This window comes from Pedococcus sp. 5OH_020, from assembly GCF_027812955.1.
Classification (GTDB): domain Bacteria; phylum Actinomycetota; class Actinomycetes; order Actinomycetales; family Dermatophilaceae; genus Pedococcus.
In genome coordinates this window covers 603,481-622,951 of sequence record NZ_JAPYZV010000001.1, presented here as the reverse complement: position 1 = coordinate 622,951, position 19,471 = coordinate 603,481, and the positions used below count along the sequence as shown (strand labels likewise).

Sequence of the window (19,471 nt, the reverse complement as noted above, 5' to 3'; positions counted from 1 at the left end):
ATGTCAGAGGCGCTTGCCTTCGTATACGACTCGGGTGACTTCTGATGGTTTCTGAGTCTGTATCGACAGTGGTCGGTATGTTGCCTACGTCGGAGACGCCAAGAGTCTCGCCCGGAACGGAGAAGGTGGAGGACGAAAGCGCATGGCCCAAGGCAGCACGATCCTTCGGATCCCCAGCCCAAACGAATGGATGTCCCTTCCCATCCAGCCCCCTGCCAGACAGTACCGACGCTGGCTTCGCTACCCCGTTGGGGCGATCTTGGCAACGGCGGCAGTCATGTTCGCGCTGGGATTCTTCTGGCAGAACAACACCGCTGTGACGGTGGTGATGGTGGCCGCCGTCGTTGAGGGCGCCGTTGTCATCGTCGGCGCTGCCTTCGCCTACAAGCCATACATGCAGGAGCGGAAACTCGGGTACACCACCTGGCCGTCGATTCAGGAGCTCAAGAGGGCAGGCCTGCTCTGAGCGCTCCTGATTCGCCGTCAACTGCCGCAGTCCGCGCGGACGTCCAGATTGGGACGTGGGCTCACCTACGCCTGGACGTGCTCACAGACAGTGACCCTGAGCCACCCCCAGAGGCCACCACATGCCCCGAATGGGCACGGATCCGGCACGGCGGAGATCCTTCGCCCGGTCGGAGCTAGGCCACTGATCGGGCCGAAGGGGGCTCGCCCCCCTGATGCCTGTCCCGGTTCGTGGGCCCACGCCAGAAGCCGACGACTTATGTCGGCGACCTAAGGACCAACGACCATTTTCGCTGTTCAGCACTCACAAAGGTAGAAAATCGGCGATCGCGTGGATGACGAGGTAGACCCAGAACCCAGCCATCACCCACCACGGTGACCACGCCGCGGCGATCACGGCGCTGGCGGGTAACCTTGCGGCGTCTGCGCGCCGAGCAAGGTACGAGCGGGAAAGATAGATGTCCGAAGCGACCCCCGAGAACCAAGGAATCCGACCGACATCCTCGGAACTCGGGAACTCGCTCAATGCGATCTTGCCGAGGTTTAGGATCGCGATGGCCGCGAAGCCTCCGACCCCGAAGGGCGCTGGGCTCCAGGGTGTTCTCTCATCCAGCCAGCCGGTAAGCGCCGTGCCGGTGACGACAAGCCACCCTGGCAGAACGCTAAATGCCAGAGCCGCGATGGACGATGCCCGTCCTCCCTCGCTCATCCCCACGCCCTTCCCGTTATTCGCCCACGCCTCACACTACTGAATTTGCAAGCATCTCAAAGGTGGCACGCTCAGGATTGTGCAGCACGGGAAGCGGCGCGTTGCTGAAGCCTGGCAAAGGTCCGCGGGCGGATTCAGGCACGTTCGCCATCCTGCTTGATCAAGCCGTTGCCGACGCATCCACCCACTCCTGCCGGGTCAGCCGACCGGCGGCGACCAGCGCTGGGCCAGGAAGGGCAGGGCTTTGGGCCCTGGATGCCCGGCTCTACGTCGGCGGAGAGTGGAGCGCCGGGTCGGCGGCTCAAAGGAAGGTATCTCGGCAGTGACGAGATGGTTGGTTTGTCTGCCCGGATCGGCAGCGCCTGACATCCTAATGCCGTGCGCTCTGATGGGGCAGCCCTGCCCGACCTTGTGGAGACTGTGGTGCTGCATCGGCTGGGGCTTGTCCGGTCCGACGAACTCCCAGACCTCGCAGCGCGATGGCTTGCCTCTGACCTTTTGGATACCGAGTCGGTCCGCACGCTCGCGGGCCAGGATCGACACGATGCGTGGGCGCTGGAACAACTGCTCGCCGATTTAGTCGCCGAGGCGAACGTGGAGGTTCCGGACGACGCCGGCACGGTGCAGCAGATCGCCACGGACTGGGTGAGCAGCATCTGGCGGGGAACCGCACGTATTCGTGCGCGCCGTCGCCGGATCTCGTTCTCCTGCTCGAGCAGCCTGATCCGCTTGGTCGCCCCAGGCAACGCATCCCACTCATCGCCCCGCGCCGGCTCGAACCAGACGAGACCGACGAGCTGCGCTCGTCGATCGGAGCCACCGCTCCAAACACGAAGCCGAGATACCGAAGCCCTTCGCGGCCTGGGCGACCGAGGCATCGGAGTCCTTGTAGACCCCGATCACGTCCTGCCGGAACTCCTTGGGAAACGCCTTGGGCATTGTGCACATCCTTCCAGCGCCGACACACATCGACGCAAATCAGGTGTCACCTATCCCTGCAGCAGACCCCTTGCCAGAAGACGGTGATCGGTTCCAACCGACTGCTGAGGCGAGAGCTGCGCTTAGCTTCTCCTGCTGGTAGTCCAGTTGCTTTCGGTATACCCCCCACCCGGCCACGGCGACCAGCCCAAACAAGATCAGCATCGACCACCCAAGGACGAGCGCGTCCGCTGTCCCATCACCAAAGATGAGCACACCGGCGCCGAACAGAGCGAGAACCGTGAAAGCAGCGACGAGTGCCGCGTATGCCGACCAGCTCATCTTTCCCTCAAGCCGAAGACCTCCGCCCTCTTCTTCAACCCTTTGAACGGAGAACGTGCCCTGGGGCCCACGGTACTGGTCGTCGAGGAACCTCAGCCGCAGTTGGCTTCCATGCCTAGCAACGAGGATCCTCGTCCGCGTGGCAGTTGGATCAGCCAACGCGGCAGCGGCGAAGGCTTCAAATTCATCGTGTCCGACGCCCGCGAGGCGAACGCTTCGGTGCCCGCTCAAGTGTCTTTTCCTCGCAATCATCCTTGATTTCAGGTAGGAGCCAATCATGTTAGCGACATGAGCGCTGCCGTAGTCGTAAACATCGATGGAGAACCGCTCCGCCAGCGTCCTGCTTGGAAGTCGCTGGGTGCGAGTGTCCGGGCGAGCGGCGTCAGCGGAGCTGCGTGAGCGAAGGGATGTTTCCGTCCGGGTGGATGACTCACGCCACGCGGTCGCCGGTGCGGCAAGCTGCCGCGCATGACGCAGTTGCCCGCCCCAGATCGCCGAGGCGGCTGGCGTCTCGCTCGCTAGCCTCTCCGCCTGCCCCGAAGTTCGGCATCCCCGGGGAAGGAGACCTTGAGTAGGCGACGCCGTCTTCGGATGGGGCGCACTCGGCTCTGCTGTAATGGGGCTTGGCATGGCACCGTCTAAGGAGCCCGCAAAGTGTTGAGTGACACGTCAAACTCCAGGGAAGAGTCCAACGGTTTGCCACTTCAAACGTTGCCCGGGTGGTCGGCTAAGCAACTTCTGGCGCGTGGCGGACTCGCAGAGATCCTTGCTATCTTGGCGGTTCTGGCCACAAGCGCCGAGGCGGCCTTGCCCGGCCAGTGGTGGTACTGGGCTCTGCTTTTCGGCTCGATCGTCCTCGTGTGCCTAACCATCGGAGTCGTCTGGGGCATCAGGGGATATGCCAAGGAGAAGAAGGAAGCGAGCCACGGGTACACCACGCTGTGGAAGACGGCCGTCGATCACCCTGAACTATTCTTCGTCCAAGGTGACCTCACTCGTGTCATCAGCGAACCTATGGAGCCGCGTCCACGGACCACCAGACGTGGGGATATGGACGCCCATTTCCGGGCGAAATCGCAGCAACACCGCTCCTCGTAACAGAGCGTGCTGGTCGGCAAGCGCTCGAAGTCGGTGGTACCCGAGGGCATCGGTGGGCACCGTGATCTGATCGATCACCCCACCGGTTGATGCGGTGTCTGTCCCGGGCCGTCCAACCAGGCGCCTACCCCGAACGCGGAGCAAGACCGTGCAGCCACCGCCGCCAGCGCGAGGGATGAGAGCGATTCCACTCGCCCCTAAGGGTCACTCGCTGTGCCCCGACCACCCCAACGAGAGCTTCACGCTGCGGCTCGGTCAGCCAGATCACGAACGACATCGCCTCGTCATTGAGCTGCGCGACCTCCCGATAGTCGCAGCCCCAAAACGCGGCATCGAACGCGTAGGGGGCGACCGCCATGAAATCGGACCGCACCTGGGCGTCTGCCACCGACCTAACGCCGGTCTGCATGTACCGGTCGGGCCACTTCGACTTGTTCCCGAACCGATCGACCAGCCTCGATGCCGAATCCACGACCTCTGCCGGCCATGTGTCGCGCGACTCCCAGGGGATATCCGTCTCCGCGTGGCGCATCTCGGGCGCGACCATCTCCAAAGCTGATCGACAGGCGGCAACAGCCCGGCCTTCATCCAGGCCGTCCAGCCCGATCACGTACGCCGCGCGGGCGTGGTCCATGACGCGAGTATGCCAGGGGGTATCACCCAACGGGCGGACCCTCATGGGCCAGCAACCTTGTCGCTGCGGCTTGGCGCACGCCCCCTGAACGCCGGGGAAGGCGAGGGGGCGCGCGGCAGCAGGATGCCATGGGGCGACACTGGGCTCAATAGATGGCTCGGAAGGGTATGGCCAAGCGGCATGAGGGCGGCAACCGCTGGGCGTTGCGCGTCCTCCGCCACGCCATCTCGAGGAGGTCGGCCCGTCGGTCAGTTCCGCGGCTCTCGTGACGCCAAGGAAGGCCCCTTGAGAACGGCTCGGGCGGCGTCGACCTCCGCGACGCCCGCCTCGGCTGCTGCCGCTCGCAGGACGCTGTGGGCCTGGCTCGTGTCCAGGCCGCGCGTTTCAGCGATGTACCCGGTGGCCCGCTCAATCAGAGCACGTTCGTCGAGGTGGCCACGGACATGGTCAGCGCGATGTGGGGACCGACAGGAAATGCCTAGTTTCGTGTTGCAACCGTTTCCCGCACAAGGAGCACCCCCATGACCAACCTCCTCGCCAAGCTGCGCCTCACTCCGCGCGAAGAGGGCGCGACAGCCGCCGAGTACGGGCTGATGGTCGCCCTCATCGCCATCGTCATCATCGCCGCCGTCACCCTCCTGGGCGGCAACCTGAGCACCCTCTTCAACAACATCGCCACCAGCGTCTAAAGCCAGCGGCTCGCAGCGGCTCCTACTCGGCGGGCACGTCCAGAAGACAGCGGTTCGGGCGGTAGCGATGCACCGGAGCCGACTTCAACTCGGCTGCGTGAACTCGGCAACAGGGCGCCTTGCTCAACGACATGCAGGTCGGTCCCGCACCTTGGGAGGCCGTGCCGCTGCTTCTGAGTCCCGTCGGTGTAGCCATGGCGGGACGATAGCGCCCGATTCGGCGGTGTCGGACGCTCTTGACGTCAAGGCAGCACCCTCGGAGCGTCGTCCACGGCTCCTCGCCGAGGTCGAGGGCGCGCGCCGTTCTTACGGACGCCACTCCTGGCGGTAGTGCGGGTGGTCGGCCCAGACCTCGGCCAACGCCATGAGCTCCCAGCTGGGCTCGCTGTCGTCGGACAGACCGGTCTGAATCTCGATGATCCGACGCTTCGCCGTGCAGTCAGCCAGGGCCACCCCGAGCGCCCGCCGGACCCAGGGGCTGACGTCCTCGGTGTCCAGGATGGTCCGGCAGCGGATCTCCTGCTCGGTGATCCGAGCCTCCAGGAACTCGGTGAGCGTCATGTCGCCACGCTCGCACACGAGGCTGACCGGCCGCAGGTCACTCATGGCGCCCCTTCGCCCGAAAAGCCCCGATACGGCCAGGCGTCGAAGGGAGACCTGGAGAACGGCAGCGCACCGAGCCGGGGCCTTTCCAGCTTTTCCAACCCTCGTTGACCGTGTCCTGCCGGCGACCGATTGCCTGAGCAATCTGTCGTTGCGCCTCCCGAACCACGCGGAGGGGGCCCCGACGGCACGGCCAGAGCATCGGCGGCGGGGCGGCGGGATTCAGGTGTACGCGAGCGCGACGTCACGCAAGGTCTGCTGCACCGGAACGCCGGTAGCCTCCCTGAGTCGCTCGAGCAGGTGCCCGGACAGGGTGACGGCACCGATGACCAGGCTCACTAGGCCCTCGATGTCATCGCCCCGGCCAATCTCACCGATGAGCTCAATCATCGTCCCGGTCGGGAACTCGGCTTCACCCATGGGGTCTTCCAGCCAAGCCGTGACAAGCGCCAGCGCCGCTCGCGTGCTGGCTCTGGTTGATTCGTCCATGCGGCAGCACTGTACGACGACTCACTCCGGGGCAGTGTCCACCTGGCGCGCCCAGGCACGCCAGGTGCCGCAGAGGGGCGCCGGATATGGAGGCTGCCGCAAGAAGTGCTGGGGCGGCACCTTTGCCGGGTGCCGCCCCTGCGACCTCAGTGCGACGTGGTCTGTTCGAATGCCGCGGCCGCCAGCCGGTCGGCGTGGACCCACGCGTCGAGTAGGGATGTCATGGCTTGCCGGTCTGCGACGAGCAGGAGGATGGGCCCGATCCGCACGGCGACGTGCGGTCCGCCGGTGCCGGTGACCGGGATGAGGGTGCGGACGCTGGTGTCCTGGGGGCCGTGGAGGGTGGCCTGGCAGACCACCAAGCAGCCACCCTTGTTGTGGGCGTGGCCGGTGACGGCGTGGAGCCGGTGCGGGGCGGCGGTCATGGCTCGTCCTGCTCGTAGTCCGGGTCGTAGTCGCGGTCGTAGGGATCGGACTGGCCCCAGCGGGTCGGGGCGGGGTGGAGGCGTTGGGCGCCGGCGAGGACGTCGACGATCCCTTCGACGGCCTTGGTGCAGACCACGACGATGGCGGCGAGCTCGCGGACGGCGCGCAGGCCTTCGGTGCCGGCCTCGGGTGAGTGCCTGCGGACGTGGGTGTAGGCCACCACGGTCAGGGCGGCGGCCGCGGCGATGCTGATGACGATCAACACGGTGTTGGTCCTTCCAATCGGCGCGGCAAGGGGCCCTCACGAATGAGGACCCCTTGGCGCGGGTGGTCAGTGGCGGGTCTGGGCCCGGCGGGTCCGGGCCTGGTCCTGCTGGTGCGCGCGGCGCTCGGCCCGGTTGAGGGGCTCGTCGGCGTCAGCCGAGTCGGCCAGGGGCGTGCCGTGCCCGTCCCCGGCCGCCTGTGCGTCGGTCGGGGTGGTCGGGTTCTCGGTCGGGCTCGGCTGCACGGGTGCCAGCGGTGGCGTGCCGGCCGCGTCGGAGCGAGCCTCTCCCGGCAGTGCGTGGACGAGGAGCAGCGGCAGGGCGACGATCTCGACCGCGAGCCGCAGCCACGTCGTCGGGACCAGCAAGCCCAGGAGGCGGTGCGTGACGACGCCGTGGCTGACCGGGCGGACCAGGCCGCCCAGGCACTCGACGGCCTGGATGACGGGCTGGGCGGCGGGGTGCGCCGCCGCCGCGCCGACAACCTGGGCGAGTGCGCTGCCGGCGCTGGACAGGGCCCGGGCGATCCGTGCCCCGGTGCTGCCAGTCCGGTGCAGGAGGCTGCTGATCCGGGCCCAGGCGCCGCGGCCCAGGGCCGCCAGGCCTGACCCGGCTGCGCCGGCCAGCCGCACGGCGGTGCGCCAGACCGGCGGCGTGCTCAGCACGGATGCGGCGAGCGGGACCAGGCCGATCCCGCGGACCAGTCGGAGGGTGTCGGTCAGGCGGGCGCCGGCCCAGGCCAGGCCCCGGCGGTCGGTTGCCCCGTCGAGCAGGGCGCGCAGGTGGCGTAGCGCCCAGCCGGCGGCGCCGCGAGGCAGGGCCAGTGCGGCGTCGAGGGCCTGGTGGGCCCGGCGGCGGAGGGCGAGGAGGAAGGCGAACCGTTCCCTGGTGGGAGGGGCGGGGACCGCGCGCAGCGGCGCGGTGTAGGTGGCTGTGCTCATGATGGGTGTTCTCGCTTTCATGTTGGACCGCCCTATGCGGACGGGTTGTCCTGGCACCGGGTGGCGGCAGGAGGTTCTGGGCACGGGCACGGGCACGGGCATGGCAAAGGCCCGCCGCGCAGCGCGGCAGGCCAGGGTGTGATCCGGTGTGGTGGCTCGCGTTATGAATGCGGTCGGGGGCGGATGGCCAGGTCGACCATCGCCTCCAACAGCAGCGCCAGCCGGTACTCGGGCTGGCAGCGCAGCGCCCGGTCCAGCGCGGCCCGGGTCAGGGCGCCGTTGCCGCGCCACCAGGTGAAGCATCCCAACACCGTCAACGCCGGGGCGGCGTGCTGGTCGGGCAGCATCGCGCACAGCCGCACCAGGCGGGCCTGGACCCGGTTCTGGGCGACCACCGCGGTGGCGTCGCTGTCGTGCTCGTCCCACGGGCGCTCCAGGCCGGAGAAAGGGCGTTGCACGTCCGGTGCGAAGACCGCGGGGTCGATGGTGCCCGGCGTGAGCCACGCGACCAGGGCGTCACGGACCCGCACATCACCCAGCGACAGCGCGGCACTGGCGGCATCGGACGCGGTCAGCGGCAGAGCCGTATCACTTGCGTCGAGAACGGCCGCCCACACCGACGACGGATCCGACACTCCCTGGGACCGATCGGTGGTGTGCCGGCCCTCGATCAGTGCCGCCACGATCAGTGCGTCGTCGTGGGGTTCAAGCTGCCGGGCCAGACTGGCCCGGTCCGGGTGGGGCGCGACCTCGTGGCCGACGAACTCCGCGGCGATCGCCGGCAGGTTCACCGGATCAGGGACCGGCGTGCCGCCCGGCGGGCAGCAGGACGGGTTGTCGCAGTCCAGGGACCGCCACCGCCCGTCGTGGACCACGAGGCGGTCCTTGACCGGGATGCCCGCAGTCCGCAGGGCCCGGTCCACCGCGGCCAGGACCGGCACGCTCTGGCGGGGTGAGTCCTCGTAGCCGATGACGAGCACCGCGTCGGGGCGTTCACGGACCAGCGCGGGCAGGAGCGCGTCGGCGACGTCGTCCTCCTGGCCGCGGGTGGGCAGGTCGAGGCGTTGCAGCAGGCCCAGGCGGCCGTCGTGCACGCACAGCACGACGACACTGTCAGTGGGGTGGAAGCCGAGGAGGTAGGGCACGACGGCGATCAGGTCGCCGGGACTGGCCAGTCTCAGGGCATGGGTCATCACAACAACTCCTCTGGTTTAGTGGTGTGCTGGCGCGCGAGTGCGCGGGCATGAAGAAAGCCCGCCACGACGGTGGCGGGCTTGCAGTTGCGAGGGGGTTTCTCCAGCCCTTGATCTGGACGTGGTTATCCCAACCTCGTGGTACCCATTGTACCCTGAATCGCCTTGCGGTTACAGGGAATCCATCGCCACTTGACTGAGCCGGGGTATCGAGCCCGTAGCCGAACTCGCCCTCATGCTCGGCGGGGACGTTCTTCGCCTTGGAGTGGCAGAACGACCAGATCTCGTCGGACTCAATGCGCGTGGACGGCAGACGGTCAACGCACCGTCCTGGTACTCCGCACACGCCGCGGCGAGGTCCACGAGCAACTTGGTCCCGGTGTTCTTCGCGGCACCGGTCACGCGCACGGTGGCGCGGATGCTCATGCCCTCCACGAGACAGCCGACGATCCGCACTCGATGCTCAGTGCTCAACCTGTCCGCCATACCGACCATCATGCCTGACCAAATGCCACTCCTCTGGCTGTTTAGTGATATTACGCGCCAGTACAACCGGTACAGGAGTTCACATCACACGCTTGTAACTTAACCGATCGCACCATAGAGTGACGTTGTGGACATCGAACGACTTGGTCAGAGCCCAGCCGGACGCTTGATCCCCATTCAGGGGCAGGATGTCCGGCACGGGCCTTTCGCGTACTTCGCGTTCATGCCTAACGAGCTGTCTGACGATGTTCCCCTTGCGTCGCCGTCTTGGACAGCTATTGCGCGGGCAGCTAATGCGCTTGGGAAACTGGACCAGGCATGCACTCAACTCCCTGACCCCAAACTACTGATTCGTCCGGCACTCTATCGTGAGGCACTGGACACGTCAGCGCTGGAGGGCACAGTCGCGCCTCTCGTGGATCTCCTTGAGGCTCAGCTTCTAGGAGCGGCCCATCTGTCGCCGGAAGCTCGCGAGATTCATGCCTATGTGCGGGTCGCCACGGAGGCGTTTGACGTAGTTCGCGACCGCCCCCTATCTATCAGCATGCTCGCACAGTTCCAAGCAGAATTGTTTCAGTACTCACGGCAACAACCCCGGGGGCTCGGCTCAGTCCGAGAGGAGCAAGTCTGGATCGGTCCGAAGCATCGACCGATATACGAAGCACGATTCGTTCCGCCCCCCGGCGATGATCGACTAAAAAGCCAATTGGAGGCTTGGGAGCGGTGGGTGTCTGAGACGGATAGTCAGAGGCTCCACCCGGTTCTGCAAGCAGCCCTCGCCCACTATCAGTTCGAGACGCTGCACCCGTTTGGAGACGGCAACGGTCGCCTCGGGCGGCTTGTCGTTGTCCTGCAATTGCTGCGCAACGGCACTATCCGTCAGCCTGCCATTACTCTTTCCCCCTGGTTGCTCAAACATCGTACGGAGTACCAGGACAATTTGCTTCGGGTAAGTTGTACAGGCGATTTCGACCCGTGGATCCAATTCTTCTGTGAAGCCATTTGTCAACAGGCGGAGTCGCTCATTCAAGGGGCGACTAATCTCCGCGACTGGCTGGAAGAGTCACGTCAAACTCTGCATGACAAGCGCTGGGCGGGGAAAATCCACCTGCTGTTGCAAGATTTGATTGAATGGCCGCTCACGACAATAGCCGAAACGGCCAGGAGGTACGGCACTAGCGTCGGCAACGCAACCAAGATGGTCGATCACCTAGTTGAAGCTGGCATTATGCAAGAGCTTACAGGAAAGTCCTATGGGCGAGTCTTTGGAAGTACCGCCGTAATGAACATCGTAGATTCAATTTAGCGCCGAGCGCCCCACCTAGCGGCCGCAGCCTTCTTGGCAATCTGTGACCGTTGCTCAGGCGTGAGCTTGGCCGCTCGTGCCTTGCCCCCCTTCAGCCCGCCCTTGCGGCCCAGCGCGACAGCGGCCGGGTCTTTGCCGTCGTCGGCGGGCTCGTCCTTGTCCTCGTCCACGGAGTCGGCGACGATGGACGCGGCGAGCGAGTTGAGGTCAACTGGACGACGTTTGCGTGAGCGCTCAAGCATGGTTGAAGTCTAGGCCTGGCGGGATGAACTACACGGCAGTAGTTCTTGACGTGTGTATATTGCGCGCACAGGATGGGTAGATCGTCTGTACAAAGGACGCCCACCCACACTGCCGTCGCGAAGGACTCGAACATGGCGAAGCGCATCAACGTAAAGTTCTCTGAAGAGGTGTACGAGGAACTCAGCCGAATCGCCAAGGAACAAGGCAAGACGGTGAGCGCAGTCCTCCGCGATGCCGTCACCTTGGAGAAGTACGTTGCTGACACGCGGCGAGACGGAGGCCGTCTACTTGTCGAGAAGGCAGACGGCGAGACTCGGGAGCTTCTCGTCCGATGAGCGGTGGGGCTGCGGATGAAGAGCCTGAAACCACAGCCCACATCGAAGAGTTCTCAAAGATCAGTGAGGTCGAGGTCGAGGCACCCGGTGCGAGGGTTCGGCTGAGGGGTGCAGCCTCTCTATGGCACCTCGTCCGGCTGGCGTTCGCAGGCATCTTCACTGTGATGGGGTTTGCCGGGTGCATCTCCCTGTTGGTCGCCAAGCGGCCCTACTGGTTGGCGACTGCGGTCCTCATCATCGGACTTCTGCTCGCCTGGGCGTCTTGGAAGCTTGCCTCGAGGCGGCCTTCAAACTGACCCACTACCCATCGCACCGTTCCTCGCGCGGAGTGGCGCGCGGCGTTGTCAGGCCGGCTGCGTACTGTGGGAGCATGGTGTTAACCACCGACCGCGCCCACTTCCTCATCCCTGCCGTGGAGACGCGGCCGCCCCACGCAGGCGGAGCGGCGTGCCGAGCCGTTGCGGGCCACCCCGCGGCGCAGGACGCCCTGATACCGACCGCCGCTGAGGTCACTCCTGAGCGCCGTCCGCGGCGCCGGCATGAACGGGCGTCGCCATGAGCGTCGCCGCGCTCCCCCCGGTGGACGGTCGACACCGCAACCGCGCTCTTGCGGCCGCGCGCCGCGCCCGGGCGATCGAGCTGCGCACCCAGGGCCGGACCTACGAGAGCATCGCCACCGAGCTCGGCTACGCCAACCGCGGCACCGTCTGTCACATCGTCAGCGACGCCCTCGCCACCCACGAGACCGAAGCGATAAGCCAGCTGCGGCTCCAGGAGACCCGGCGGCTGGACGCCGTCCAAGCCGCGCTCTGGGAGAACGCCATGGCCGGGGACGTGGCCGCCGCGCTGGCCATTCTGCGCATCGTCGAGGCGCGGTGCCGCCTGCTCGGCCTGGAGGGGACTCATGGGGTGGCGCAGTCAGAAAAGCCCCGCACCGTGGTGGTGCCGCCGACCGCCGACGACGCCCGATAACCAGTGACGTGGCCGACGCCTCCGTCGCCAGCACAAAGAGAGCGTCAGGCGGCTCCGCTGGGGTCTGCCGTCAGCCGCTGTGGGCGTCCGCGTAGGCAGCCGTCACCGAGGTCGGCAGCGTGCCCCGGGCGCTGACCCGGTGACCGTTGGCCAGTGCCCAGCTGCGCATCTCGGAAACGCTGACAGACAACACGTTTCGGCCATCCCGCTTCGATGTGGTGTTCTGCCGACGGCGCCGTGATGGTCTCGGCGTGGACCGCTGAGACGGCTTGCCCTCCTCGGGCGCCGCAACCAGCGGGCTCGCTACCGCGCCCGGCCCTTGGGCCTCAGCAGTGTCGTCCACAACATTCAGCCTGACCTTATACACGGCGCCGATGACGCGAAGGGCATCATCCAACGGCTCGGTCGAGTCGATCGTGACCTTCAACGTTTCACCTCTCCAAGTATTCGAAACCGCGGGCAATGCGCATCCAATCACAGGTGAAAGGTTCAGCCTCGCCGACTGCGACTGCCAAGGGCCCCTCTGCGGCGCTGGTGGAGCTTTGCGCCTAAGGGTCCGGGGGCGATGGCCGTGACGCCGCCCTGCCGGAGTCAAGTGCTCCGTCCAGCGTTGCCCGTGCCGGTACAACTGACGGGCGTCATCCTGCGCGGGTACCACCCTGCTGGTGACCGACTCATGGTTCTCCTCCTTCGTTGTGCTGCATGGCGAAGGAGGCATCACGACATGCGTCTTCGTGGCGCGCGTCCACCCCTCGATCGCACTGCGCGAGAGCGGCGCAGCGCCCTCATTCGGGCTGAGCAGATGCGTAGAGGCACTGCCTGACACGGGGGTTCCCGCGACCGCGTTCAGCCTCAGCCGAACGGCTGATTTTCGCGGCCGTTTACGAGGTCACGCCACATCTCGCGTGTGGGTCGGCCACGGTGTTCCGCACAGGTGAGCGGCAGAGGGCAGGGCTTTGGACATCGGCAACGGCATAGGGGTAACCACGCTGCCCGACAACGTGCGGTGCGCGTGCGGAGAGCTGCTCGTGGCAGGTGAACGAGTCGGCGTGGACCCGGGCACTGGGCGCGCCCTATGCCTGTGGTGCCTCGCCGACGTGCAGGCCGGCCGGGCCCGGCCTCGCCGTCGCCAGTCCAGCGGGCATCGCATGCCGGCGGTCTCGGCACCCCCGATCCCGCAGCCCGCAATGAGAAGGCCCCGGCGCTCACGCCGGTCGCCGTCCGCCCTGGTCCCCCTGGTCGTCGCGCTCTCACTGGTGGTCGGTGCCTTGTGGCTGCGCGACCAGGTGGTCGGGGAGTCCACCGACAGGAGCATCGCCGGCATTCCGGTCGCTCCGCTCGGCGACCTCGCGACCGGGCCCCTCGGCAGCCCGGTGACCGGAGCCGGTGCGCGAGCGTCATGGCCGCCGGTCCCCGCCGACGCCTCCAACCACCCGCTCGGCGCCCCCAGTGCCCCACGGAGCCGGTCACTCGCCTACGCGTTCATGGACACCCTCAGCGGCCCGGGCAGCGAGCCGGTCCGGTGGGACCCCTGCCGCCCCATCCACGTCGTCGTCAACTCGGCGTCGGCACCACCCGGGGCGGCCAAGCTCCTGTCGACCGGGCTTGGTGAGGTCAGCCGCGTCACAGGACTGCGGTTCGTCCTCGACGGGGCCACGGACGAGCCACCCGCGTCGCAGCGTCCGCCGACGGATCCGGGACGGTATGGAGACCGCTGGTCTCCGGTGCTCGTCGCCTGGACGGACCCCACCCGAGTTCCTGAGCTTGCCGGCTCCGTCGCGGGGCTTGCCGGACCGGCGGGGGCACCATACACATCCGAGCGAGACAAGCACTGGGTCAGCGGCACCGTGTACCTGGACGGGCCGTCGTTCACCCAGATCCTGAACCGCCCGGGCGACGGCTGGTGGCAGGGCCAGGCCATCGTCCTGCACGAGCTGGCCCACCTCGCCGGGCTCACCCACATCGACGACACCAGCCAGCTCATGGCACCCCGGAACAGCCGGCAGCTGACCTTCGCCGACGGCGACCTGGAAGGCCTGCGCCGCCTCGGCGGCGGTCCCTGCTTCACCTGAGGCACGGCCAGCCTCGGTCCACCCCGCGTTGCGCTTCTGGCGCAGCATGCCTATGCCTGCGGGTCCGCGGCGGATCTCGGGCCTGCGCGGCAGCGACGCCGGGCAGGGTCGGAGGCGGCCATGCGCGTCGCCGCCCCCCCGAGTGGACGGCCGGCACCGCGCCCTCGCGACCGCGATGCACACCGAGGGCTGACCTACGAGCGGATCGCGACCGAGCGGAAAAGCCCCGACCGTGGTGGTACCGCCCAGGGCGGGATCGGGGCAACTCTCTCGGGCTGCTCTTCAGGGCACCGATCCTCGCGTGACCCGGTCACGTCTTGCGACGTGAACTCCCCGGCGAGACGCCGCGACGCCATGTGCTCTCCCGACGCGAGCGGTAGGTCTCACCGGCGAGGATCTCGGCCTTGTTCCGAGCCGCCGCCTGCTGCGCCCCGGCACACGAGGCATGGCCCCACTGCCCGTCGAGGCAGGGACCAATGGGCGTGCCCGCACCAAAGAGGCGCATGCAGATTGGGCAGCGGCCGGGCCGACTCGCCGTGAGACCTGCGCGCTCCTTCTTCGGCCCGGAGTGCTGCATGTTGTTGGGTGCCTGGATCCGGGCGCCTGCCATGCGAGCCTGCTCCAGGCACAGGGCGTGAACCGGATGACCCTTCTTCGTCCTCGCGCCATCGTCGTCCGTCATCGGTGCACGACAGATCGGGCACGGAGCTCGCTCAACCTGCATGCGAACAGCCTCTCAGCGAGCACCGACACTCCAAGCGCCCGAGCGCCCTCTCGACCTCGGCCATGACGCCGGGTGCCGTTGCGGGCCGTAGCGCCCGAGAGGGCTTCAACAGACCGGGCGCCGGGCCGTGTGCAGGTGGGCGCGGCACATCTGCAGCCGAGCATTCAGCGCGGCCCCGTCGCCCTCCTACCGATGCGTGTCAGTCTGTTCCGCCACGGGCGTCCACTCCCGACGCAACGATGAAGTTATGGGATAGAACGAGAGCATGACGGCATATCGACAGGGGGCGATCGCCCTGAGCGCCACTGCACTGTTCGCTCTCACCGCCTGCGGATCCACCGGTCCGCAGCCTCCAACCTCGCCGGCGGCCTCGAACAGTTCGCAGTCGGCGGCCACTCCCACGAGCGCAGCGAGCACCCCCTCCAGCCCCGCGCCCGTCGGCACACCCCTGAACGAACAGACGGGCACGGGCTCGGAGAGCCCAACGAGTAGCTCGGTCCTGCAGACGGCCGGTCGCAAGATGACGACACCCGAAGGGATCATCGTCGAGTTCGCCGAAGCCAAGCTGTACACGAGCGCACAGGTGGAGAAGGTCATTCCGGGCTCATACAACGTCGAGAAGGGCAGCGGACCCGACGTCCTCCCCAACGAAGTTGCCATCAAAGTGACCCTGCGCCTCCAGAACCCGACGTCGCAGCCGCTGAAGTTCGAGGGCCAGAACATCTTCATGAAGGGCCGGTACGGCGCCAACCAGTTTGACGCCGACATCCTCAGCTGGGCCGGCGACGACGTTCTGGCCATGGACCCTGTTCCCGACCAGGTCGGGCCTGCGTCCTCAACGAAGGTGTGGATGACGTTCAAGGTGCCGAAGGCCGAACTCGCGACGTTCACTGTCATTCCGGCACTGTCCTTTAGCGCACCCGAGTACACCTTCACTGACGTCGGGAAGGCCGCCCGCTGAAGCTGAGAGCGCTTATCGCTACAACTCCGTTGGCGCCGCTTGGAGGGCCGGCGACGAAGCGCCGGACACCTTCAAGGGGCCCGGACTGCGTGACAGCGTCCGCGCATCTACGCAGTTCACGGCGGCCGCGGGCGCCACGGACGCCTTGGGACGGTGGGAACGACAGCACGCCTCGTCACGGTCTCTACCAGGCGCGATCGTTCGGTGATGCATGCACGGGCCGGCGTCTATCCCACGGGGGTGTCCGACCATGTCCGACTGCGTCCACGACGCTCTGAACTGCAGTGATGGCTGGACACGGTCGTCACCTCCGGACGCCACGATGGTGTCCATCCTGCGGAAGACAGCTTGATGTTGGAGCAGCCCTGCTCGCGCGCAAGGAGGCATCGCAAGCGCAGCCCGTATCAGCCTGCCTACCTCTCGCCTGCCGTGTCCAGCTGTGCCTCCAGCGCAGAAGCCACGGCCTCGAATTCGGCCAGCGCGCCGGTGAGGTCCTCGACGATCTCTCGGGCGATCACATCGGGTGAGGGCAGGTTGTCCAGGTCCTCGAGGGACTCGTCACGCAGCCAGGTGATATCAAGGTTCGCCTTGTCCCGGGCGATGATCTCGTCGCAGGTGAAAGCCTTCCACCTCTCGGACTCCGTCCTCTCGCTCGCTTCTCCGGGCAGGTACGCGGCGACGAAGTCGTCGAGGTCGGCACGGCGGAGCGGGTTCTGCTTGAGGGTGAAGTGCATATTCGTCCGTAGGTCGTAGACCCAGAGCTTCTCGGTCCAGGGCTGCCCCGGGCGAGCAACCTTCTTGTCGAAGAAGAGCACGTTGGCCTTGACGCCCTGGGCATAGAAGATCCCGGTCGGCAACCGGAGCATCGTGTGCAGGTTGAAGTCCGCCAGCAGCTTGCGGCGGATGGTCTCGCCGGCGCCGCCCTCGAAGAGGACGTTGTCGGGGAGGACAACGGCGGCACGGCCGTTGGTGTCGAGGATCGTCATGATGTGCTGGACGAAGTTGAGCTGCTTGTTGCTCGTCGTGGCGACGAAGTCCTGTCGCTCGATCTCCCGGTCCTCACGAACTTCACGGCCGTCAGCACCGACCATCGTCAGTGAGGACTTGCGCCCGAACGGCGGGTTCGACAGCACCACCGACCATCGCTGTCCCGGATCAGCGATGAGAGAGTCGCGAACCTCGATGAGAGAGTCGCCGTTCGCTGTGCCCATCCCGTGCAGGAGCAGGTTCATCGCGGCAAGGCGGGCAGTGTTGTCTACGAGCTCGTACCCGCGGACTAAGCCGTCCCGCAGCTTGTCCCGCTCGGTTGGGGTCATGGACTCCGCCCCAAGGGAGGCACGCTCGTGCGCGACGAGGAGGAACCCGGCCGTGCCGCAGGCCGGGTCGACCACGGTATCTGCCACCGTCGGTCGGATCACGTCAACGATCGCGTGGATGAGCGCACGAGGGGTGAAGTACTGCCCGGCCCCGGACCCCTTGTCTGAGGCGCCCTTGGAGAGGAGCTCCTCGTAGGCGTCGCCCTTGATGTCGGTGCCCGACTGCGACCAGTTCTCCTTGTCGATCAGGTCGACGATAAGGCGCTTGAGTTTGGCCGGGTCCTGGATCCGGTTCTGTGCCTTGCGGAAGATCGTTCCAATCACGCCCGGCTCGCGTGCCAGCCCGACGAGGATGCGGGTGTAGGTGAGCTCGAGTTGGTCGCCCTGCGCGTCGAGCAGCCGCTGCCACGAGTACTCGTCCGGCACGATTTGTTCAGGCTTGAGCCTGCGGGTGGCCCGCTCATGAGTCATCTTGAGGAAGAGCAGGTATGTCAACTGCTCGGTGTACTCGATGACGCCCACACCGTCGTCACGCAGCACGTCGCAGTACGACCACAGCTTGTCCACAAGCCTGCGTGCGTCACTCATGCGGTTGCCAGTCAGAGGTGTTTGCGCCAATGGGATCCGTGGCTGCGACGCCACAGGAGGAATGAGCGACCCATGCGCCGATGGTGTCGGCCCCCTCGTGGTGGGCCGCTGTGTAGCGGTGCATGCCCTCGATCAGGACGAACGGATGCGCATTGTCGGTGTGGTGCATCAAGAACAAGGGTGGCGTCCACGTCCCAGCTCGCACCCCGCGAATCGCCTCGCCCTTTGCCTCTCCTTCTTCGTCATCGGGGTCGTTAATCAGCTGAGAGGGGTCGATGAGGTCAGCGCTGAGGGTCTTCGGCTCCCAGATTTCCTCGTCTTCGCCTGCGCCGTAGAGGTGGTAGAGGTTGTCGACCATGTTGTCGAAATCCTTGTCCGGAGATAGTTGCTGCGCCGAAGCCGGCGAAACAAGCGGCTGCCCTTCAGCAGTCATGGAGCCTCGGCTCACCCGACGTGGAGCGCAAATCAAACACCAGCTAACTCCTCGATGACCTCTACGTCAGCACTTCGCCCAGAGAGCTTGCCCGCGAAGGCGGCCGACAAAACCGCTCGGCGCAACGTGCCAGCGCGTGATCTGAGTGGTGCTGTGGCCGACTCGAGGCGCCGTGAGGCGTCAAGAATGGCGCTGAGCTCTCCCAACAGTTGCTCACGAGTAGTCAAATCGGGCATCGGAATTTCGATCGAGCGAACCAACCGCAGGTTCAGGTTCGGCTGAACGCCGCCGGCTGCCATCCCGCGCATCCCGACGTACTGAGCGTCCAACACGGCACGAACCCACGGCGCAGTCGATTGGTCCTTCAATTGAACCGCTGCACATGCCTGATTCACCGTTGCCTCCACTCCAAGCTCGGCGCACGTCCCACGTGTTTTGCCCTCGCCGTACATGGCCAAAAGCAGCGTGCCCTTGGGATACAACCGAAGGCTGGTCTCACGCAGCGCCTTCTTAGTGACGAACTGCCTGACATCCGTCACGACTCCTTGATGGAGGTCTCCGCTGGTAATCCAAGGGATCGTTCCACCCTCGTAGAACGCCTTCGTGCCTCTACTTGGGGTAGTGCCAGTTCCGATGTCTGACATGCTGCCGAGCGACACGATGGTCGATCCCTCGCACGCCTTCCCTCTCGACAACAGTGTCGAGAACGCGACTGCACGAAGCATGACCACGCGTTGTTGTGCTGTACTCATCCCGCTCACCGCGGCATCGAGTCGGGAGAGGTGGTCTTCGACGATGTCGACGATCCGACGCTGTTCGAGAACGGGTGGCACCGGGATCAACCGGCTCAGCACTTGGGCGGGCTTCGCCCGAGTGTGGCTACCGGTCACACCGGAAACCTCGCCAACGATCCAGTCGCGGAACGATGGACTTGAGAGGTAGTGGCGTAGGTAAGCGGGCTCGACGCTGCCGACAGCGCCGGGACGCACGGTAATCCACTCGGGCGACGCCACTTGTGGGCGCCCACGCGCCGGGCCTACCTGCCAGACCCGGTTGATGCGGGGATTGATCTTGCAGATCAGGACGTCGTCAGGTTCAACCGGTCGCTTTGCACTCGCGACCTGTTCGCCGTCCACGATCTCCGGGCGACCATCCGCAAACGCTGGAACGCTCCACAGCTCATAGGCGACCCCGGGAGTGCATGTGATCGAGCCTTTGACCTCCGGCGCCACGCGACTGAGCGGGACCTGCTCCCAGCCGGCCCT

At 66.3% G+C, this 19,471-nt stretch carries 25 protein-coding genes; 9 read left to right on the top strand and 16 right to left on the bottom strand.

Translation table 11 applies throughout. From position 1 onward, the window contains the following. Nucleotides 1–277 precede the first annotated feature (277 nt). Complete coding sequence (locus PHA84_RS02735) at nucleotides 278–466, top strand: hypothetical protein (protein ID WP_270886555.1); 189 nt, start codon at nucleotides 278–280, stop codon at nucleotides 464–466. 303 nt (nucleotides 467–769) lie between these two features. On the opposite strand, the gene PHA84_RS02730 is transcribed toward PHA84_RS02735, so the two are convergent. Beyond that, entirely contained in the window at nucleotides 770–1,174 is a 405-nt protein-coding gene (locus PHA84_RS02730; RefSeq protein WP_270886554.1) for a hypothetical protein, read from the bottom strand. 978 nt (nucleotides 1,175–2,152) lie between these two features. Then, nucleotides 2,153–2,713, bottom strand: coding sequence for a hypothetical protein (locus PHA84_RS02725; RefSeq protein WP_270886553.1), 561 nt, complete (start codon nucleotides 2,711–2,713; stop codon nucleotides 2,153–2,155). A 375-nt stretch (nucleotides 2,714–3,088) separates the two neighbouring features. Here PHA84_RS02725 and PHA84_RS02720 point away from each other — a divergent pair, with 375 nt between their 5' ends. Next, on the top strand, nucleotides 3,089–3,532 hold the full coding sequence (locus PHA84_RS02720) for a hypothetical protein (RefSeq protein ID WP_270886552.1): 444 nt from the start codon (nucleotides 3,089–3,091) through the stop codon (nucleotides 3,530–3,532). 124 nt (nucleotides 3,533–3,656) lie between these two features. Here the strand turns inward: PHA84_RS02720 and PHA84_RS02715 are convergent, their stop codons facing one another. Further along, nucleotides 3,657–4,166: a hypothetical protein gene (locus tag PHA84_RS02715; RefSeq protein WP_270886551.1), complete on the bottom strand. Its 510-nt coding sequence runs from the start codon at nucleotides 4,164–4,166 to the stop codon at nucleotides 3,657–3,659. 248 nt (nucleotides 4,167–4,414) lie between these two features. Beyond that, entirely contained in the window at nucleotides 4,415–4,642 is a 228-nt protein-coding gene (locus PHA84_RS20740) for an ANTAR domain-containing protein (RefSeq protein ID WP_442952815.1), read from the bottom strand. 45 nt (nucleotides 4,643–4,687) lie between these two features. Between PHA84_RS20740 and PHA84_RS02710 the strand changes: the two genes are divergently transcribed. Beyond that, nucleotides 4,688–4,855 (top strand): Flp family type IVb pilin, encoded by a 168-nt coding sequence (locus tag PHA84_RS02710; RefSeq protein WP_270886550.1) that lies wholly within the window; start codon nucleotides 4,688–4,690, stop codon nucleotides 4,853–4,855. Between the two features lie 306 nt (nucleotides 4,856–5,161). On the opposite strand, the gene PHA84_RS02705 is transcribed toward PHA84_RS02710, so the two are convergent. The 6 genes from PHA84_RS02705 to PHA84_RS02680 all read right to left on the bottom strand — a co-directional run bounded on the left by PHA84_RS02705 (nucleotide 5,162) and on the right by PHA84_RS02680 (nucleotide 8,770). Then, nucleotides 5,162–5,461, bottom strand: a complete 300-nt coding sequence (locus PHA84_RS02705; protein WP_270886549.1) for a DUF6221 family protein — start codon at nucleotides 5,459–5,461, stop codon at nucleotides 5,162–5,164. Between the two features lie 219 nt (nucleotides 5,462–5,680). Then, nucleotides 5,681–5,947, bottom strand: coding sequence for a hypothetical protein (locus tag PHA84_RS02700; protein ID WP_270886548.1), 267 nt, complete (start codon nucleotides 5,945–5,947; stop codon nucleotides 5,681–5,683). A 146-nt stretch (nucleotides 5,948–6,093) separates the two neighbouring features. Beyond that, nucleotides 6,094–6,372 carry a hypothetical protein gene (locus PHA84_RS02695; protein WP_270886547.1) on the bottom strand — a complete coding sequence of 93 codons (279 nt, stop codon included), beginning with the start codon at nucleotides 6,370–6,372 and terminating at the stop codon, nucleotides 6,094–6,096. After that, entirely contained in the window at nucleotides 6,369–6,638 is a 270-nt protein-coding gene (locus PHA84_RS02690; protein ID WP_270886546.1) for a hypothetical protein, read from the bottom strand. The genes PHA84_RS02695 and PHA84_RS02690 overlap by 4 nt, the downstream gene beginning before the upstream one ends. Nucleotides 6,639–6,704: 66 nt before the next feature. Further along, nucleotides 6,705–7,577: a hypothetical protein gene (locus PHA84_RS02685; protein WP_270886545.1), complete on the bottom strand. Its 873-nt coding sequence runs from the start codon at nucleotides 7,575–7,577 to the stop codon at nucleotides 6,705–6,707. A 161-nt stretch (nucleotides 7,578–7,738) separates the two neighbouring features. Further along, nucleotides 7,739–8,770 carry a DUF4192 domain-containing protein gene (locus tag PHA84_RS02680; protein ID WP_270886544.1) on the bottom strand — a complete coding sequence of 344 codons (1,032 nt, stop codon included), beginning with the start codon at nucleotides 8,768–8,770 and terminating at the stop codon, nucleotides 7,739–7,741. Nucleotides 8,771–9,383: 613 nt separating this feature from the next. Here PHA84_RS02680 and PHA84_RS02675 point away from each other — a divergent pair. Continuing rightward, a complete protein-coding gene (locus PHA84_RS02675; protein WP_270886543.1) occupies nucleotides 9,384–10,562 on the top strand; it encodes a Fic family protein in 1,179 nt (392 codons plus the stop codon). On the opposite strand, the gene PHA84_RS02670 is transcribed toward PHA84_RS02675, so the two are convergent. Continuing rightward, nucleotides 10,559–10,804, bottom strand: a complete 246-nt coding sequence (locus PHA84_RS02670) for a hypothetical protein (protein ID WP_270886542.1) — start codon at nucleotides 10,802–10,804, stop codon at nucleotides 10,559–10,561. The two genes, PHA84_RS02675 and PHA84_RS02670, sit on opposite strands and share 4 nt — an antisense overlap. A 132-nt stretch (nucleotides 10,805–10,936) precedes the next feature. Here PHA84_RS02670 and PHA84_RS02665 point away from each other — a divergent pair, with 132 nt between their 5' ends. From PHA84_RS02665 to PHA84_RS02655, 3 genes are all read left to right on the top strand, one after another. Next, complete coding sequence (locus tag PHA84_RS02665; protein WP_270886541.1) at nucleotides 10,937–11,140, top strand: ribbon-helix-helix domain-containing protein; 204 nt, start codon at nucleotides 10,937–10,939, stop codon at nucleotides 11,138–11,140. After that, entirely contained in the window at nucleotides 11,137–11,436 is a 300-nt protein-coding gene (locus PHA84_RS02660; RefSeq protein ID WP_270886540.1) for a hypothetical protein, read from the top strand. Before PHA84_RS02665 ends, PHA84_RS02660 begins: the two co-directional genes overlap by 4 nt. A gap of 259 nt (nucleotides 11,437–11,695) precedes the next feature. Further along, nucleotides 11,696–12,112 carry a hypothetical protein gene (locus PHA84_RS02655; protein WP_270886539.1) on the top strand — a complete coding sequence of 139 codons (417 nt, stop codon included), beginning with the start codon at nucleotides 11,696–11,698 and terminating at the stop codon, nucleotides 12,110–12,112. A gap of 70 nt (nucleotides 12,113–12,182) precedes the next feature. Here the strand turns inward: PHA84_RS02655 and PHA84_RS02650 are convergent, their stop codons facing one another. Next, nucleotides 12,183–12,539, bottom strand: a complete 357-nt coding sequence (locus tag PHA84_RS02650) for an Lsr2 family DNA-binding protein (protein ID WP_270886538.1) — start codon at nucleotides 12,537–12,539, stop codon at nucleotides 12,183–12,185. A gap of 760 nt (nucleotides 12,540–13,299) precedes the next feature. Between PHA84_RS02650 and PHA84_RS02645 the strand changes: the two genes are divergently transcribed. After that, on the top strand, nucleotides 13,300–14,184 hold the full coding sequence (locus PHA84_RS02645; protein ID WP_270886537.1) for a hypothetical protein: 885 nt from the start codon (nucleotides 13,300–13,302) through the stop codon (nucleotides 14,182–14,184). 310 nt (nucleotides 14,185–14,494) lie between these two features. On the opposite strand, the gene PHA84_RS02640 is transcribed toward PHA84_RS02645, so the two are convergent. Next, nucleotides 14,495–14,866 (bottom strand): hypothetical protein, encoded by a 372-nt coding sequence (locus PHA84_RS02640; protein WP_270886536.1) that lies wholly within the window; start codon nucleotides 14,864–14,866, stop codon nucleotides 14,495–14,497. A 307-nt stretch (nucleotides 14,867–15,173) separates the two neighbouring features. On the opposite strand from PHA84_RS02640, the gene PHA84_RS02635 reads away from it, so the two are divergent. Beyond that, nucleotides 15,174–15,869 (top strand): hypothetical protein, encoded by a 696-nt coding sequence (locus PHA84_RS02635; protein ID WP_270886535.1) that lies wholly within the window; start codon nucleotides 15,174–15,176, stop codon nucleotides 15,867–15,869. 413 nt (nucleotides 15,870–16,282) lie between these two features. On the opposite strand, the gene PHA84_RS02630 is transcribed toward PHA84_RS02635, so the two are convergent. From PHA84_RS02630 to PHA84_RS02620, 3 genes are read right to left on the bottom strand one after another with little or no spacing between them, the layout of a single operon-like run. Continuing rightward, nucleotides 16,283–17,773: a type I restriction-modification system subunit M gene (locus PHA84_RS02630; protein WP_270886534.1), complete on the bottom strand. Its 1,491-nt coding sequence runs from the start codon at nucleotides 17,771–17,773 to the stop codon at nucleotides 16,283–16,285. Then, nucleotides 17,766–18,206 carry a hypothetical protein gene (locus PHA84_RS02625; RefSeq protein ID WP_270886533.1) on the bottom strand — a complete coding sequence of 147 codons (441 nt, stop codon included), beginning with the start codon at nucleotides 18,204–18,206 and terminating at the stop codon, nucleotides 17,766–17,768. Before PHA84_RS02625 ends, PHA84_RS02630 begins: the two co-directional genes overlap by 8 nt. Nucleotides 18,207–18,238: 32 nt before the next feature. After that, complete coding sequence (locus tag PHA84_RS02620; protein WP_270886532.1) at nucleotides 18,239–19,438, bottom strand: restriction endonuclease subunit S; 1,200 nt, start codon at nucleotides 19,436–19,438, stop codon at nucleotides 18,239–18,241. Nucleotides 19,439–19,471: the final 33 nt, after the last annotated feature.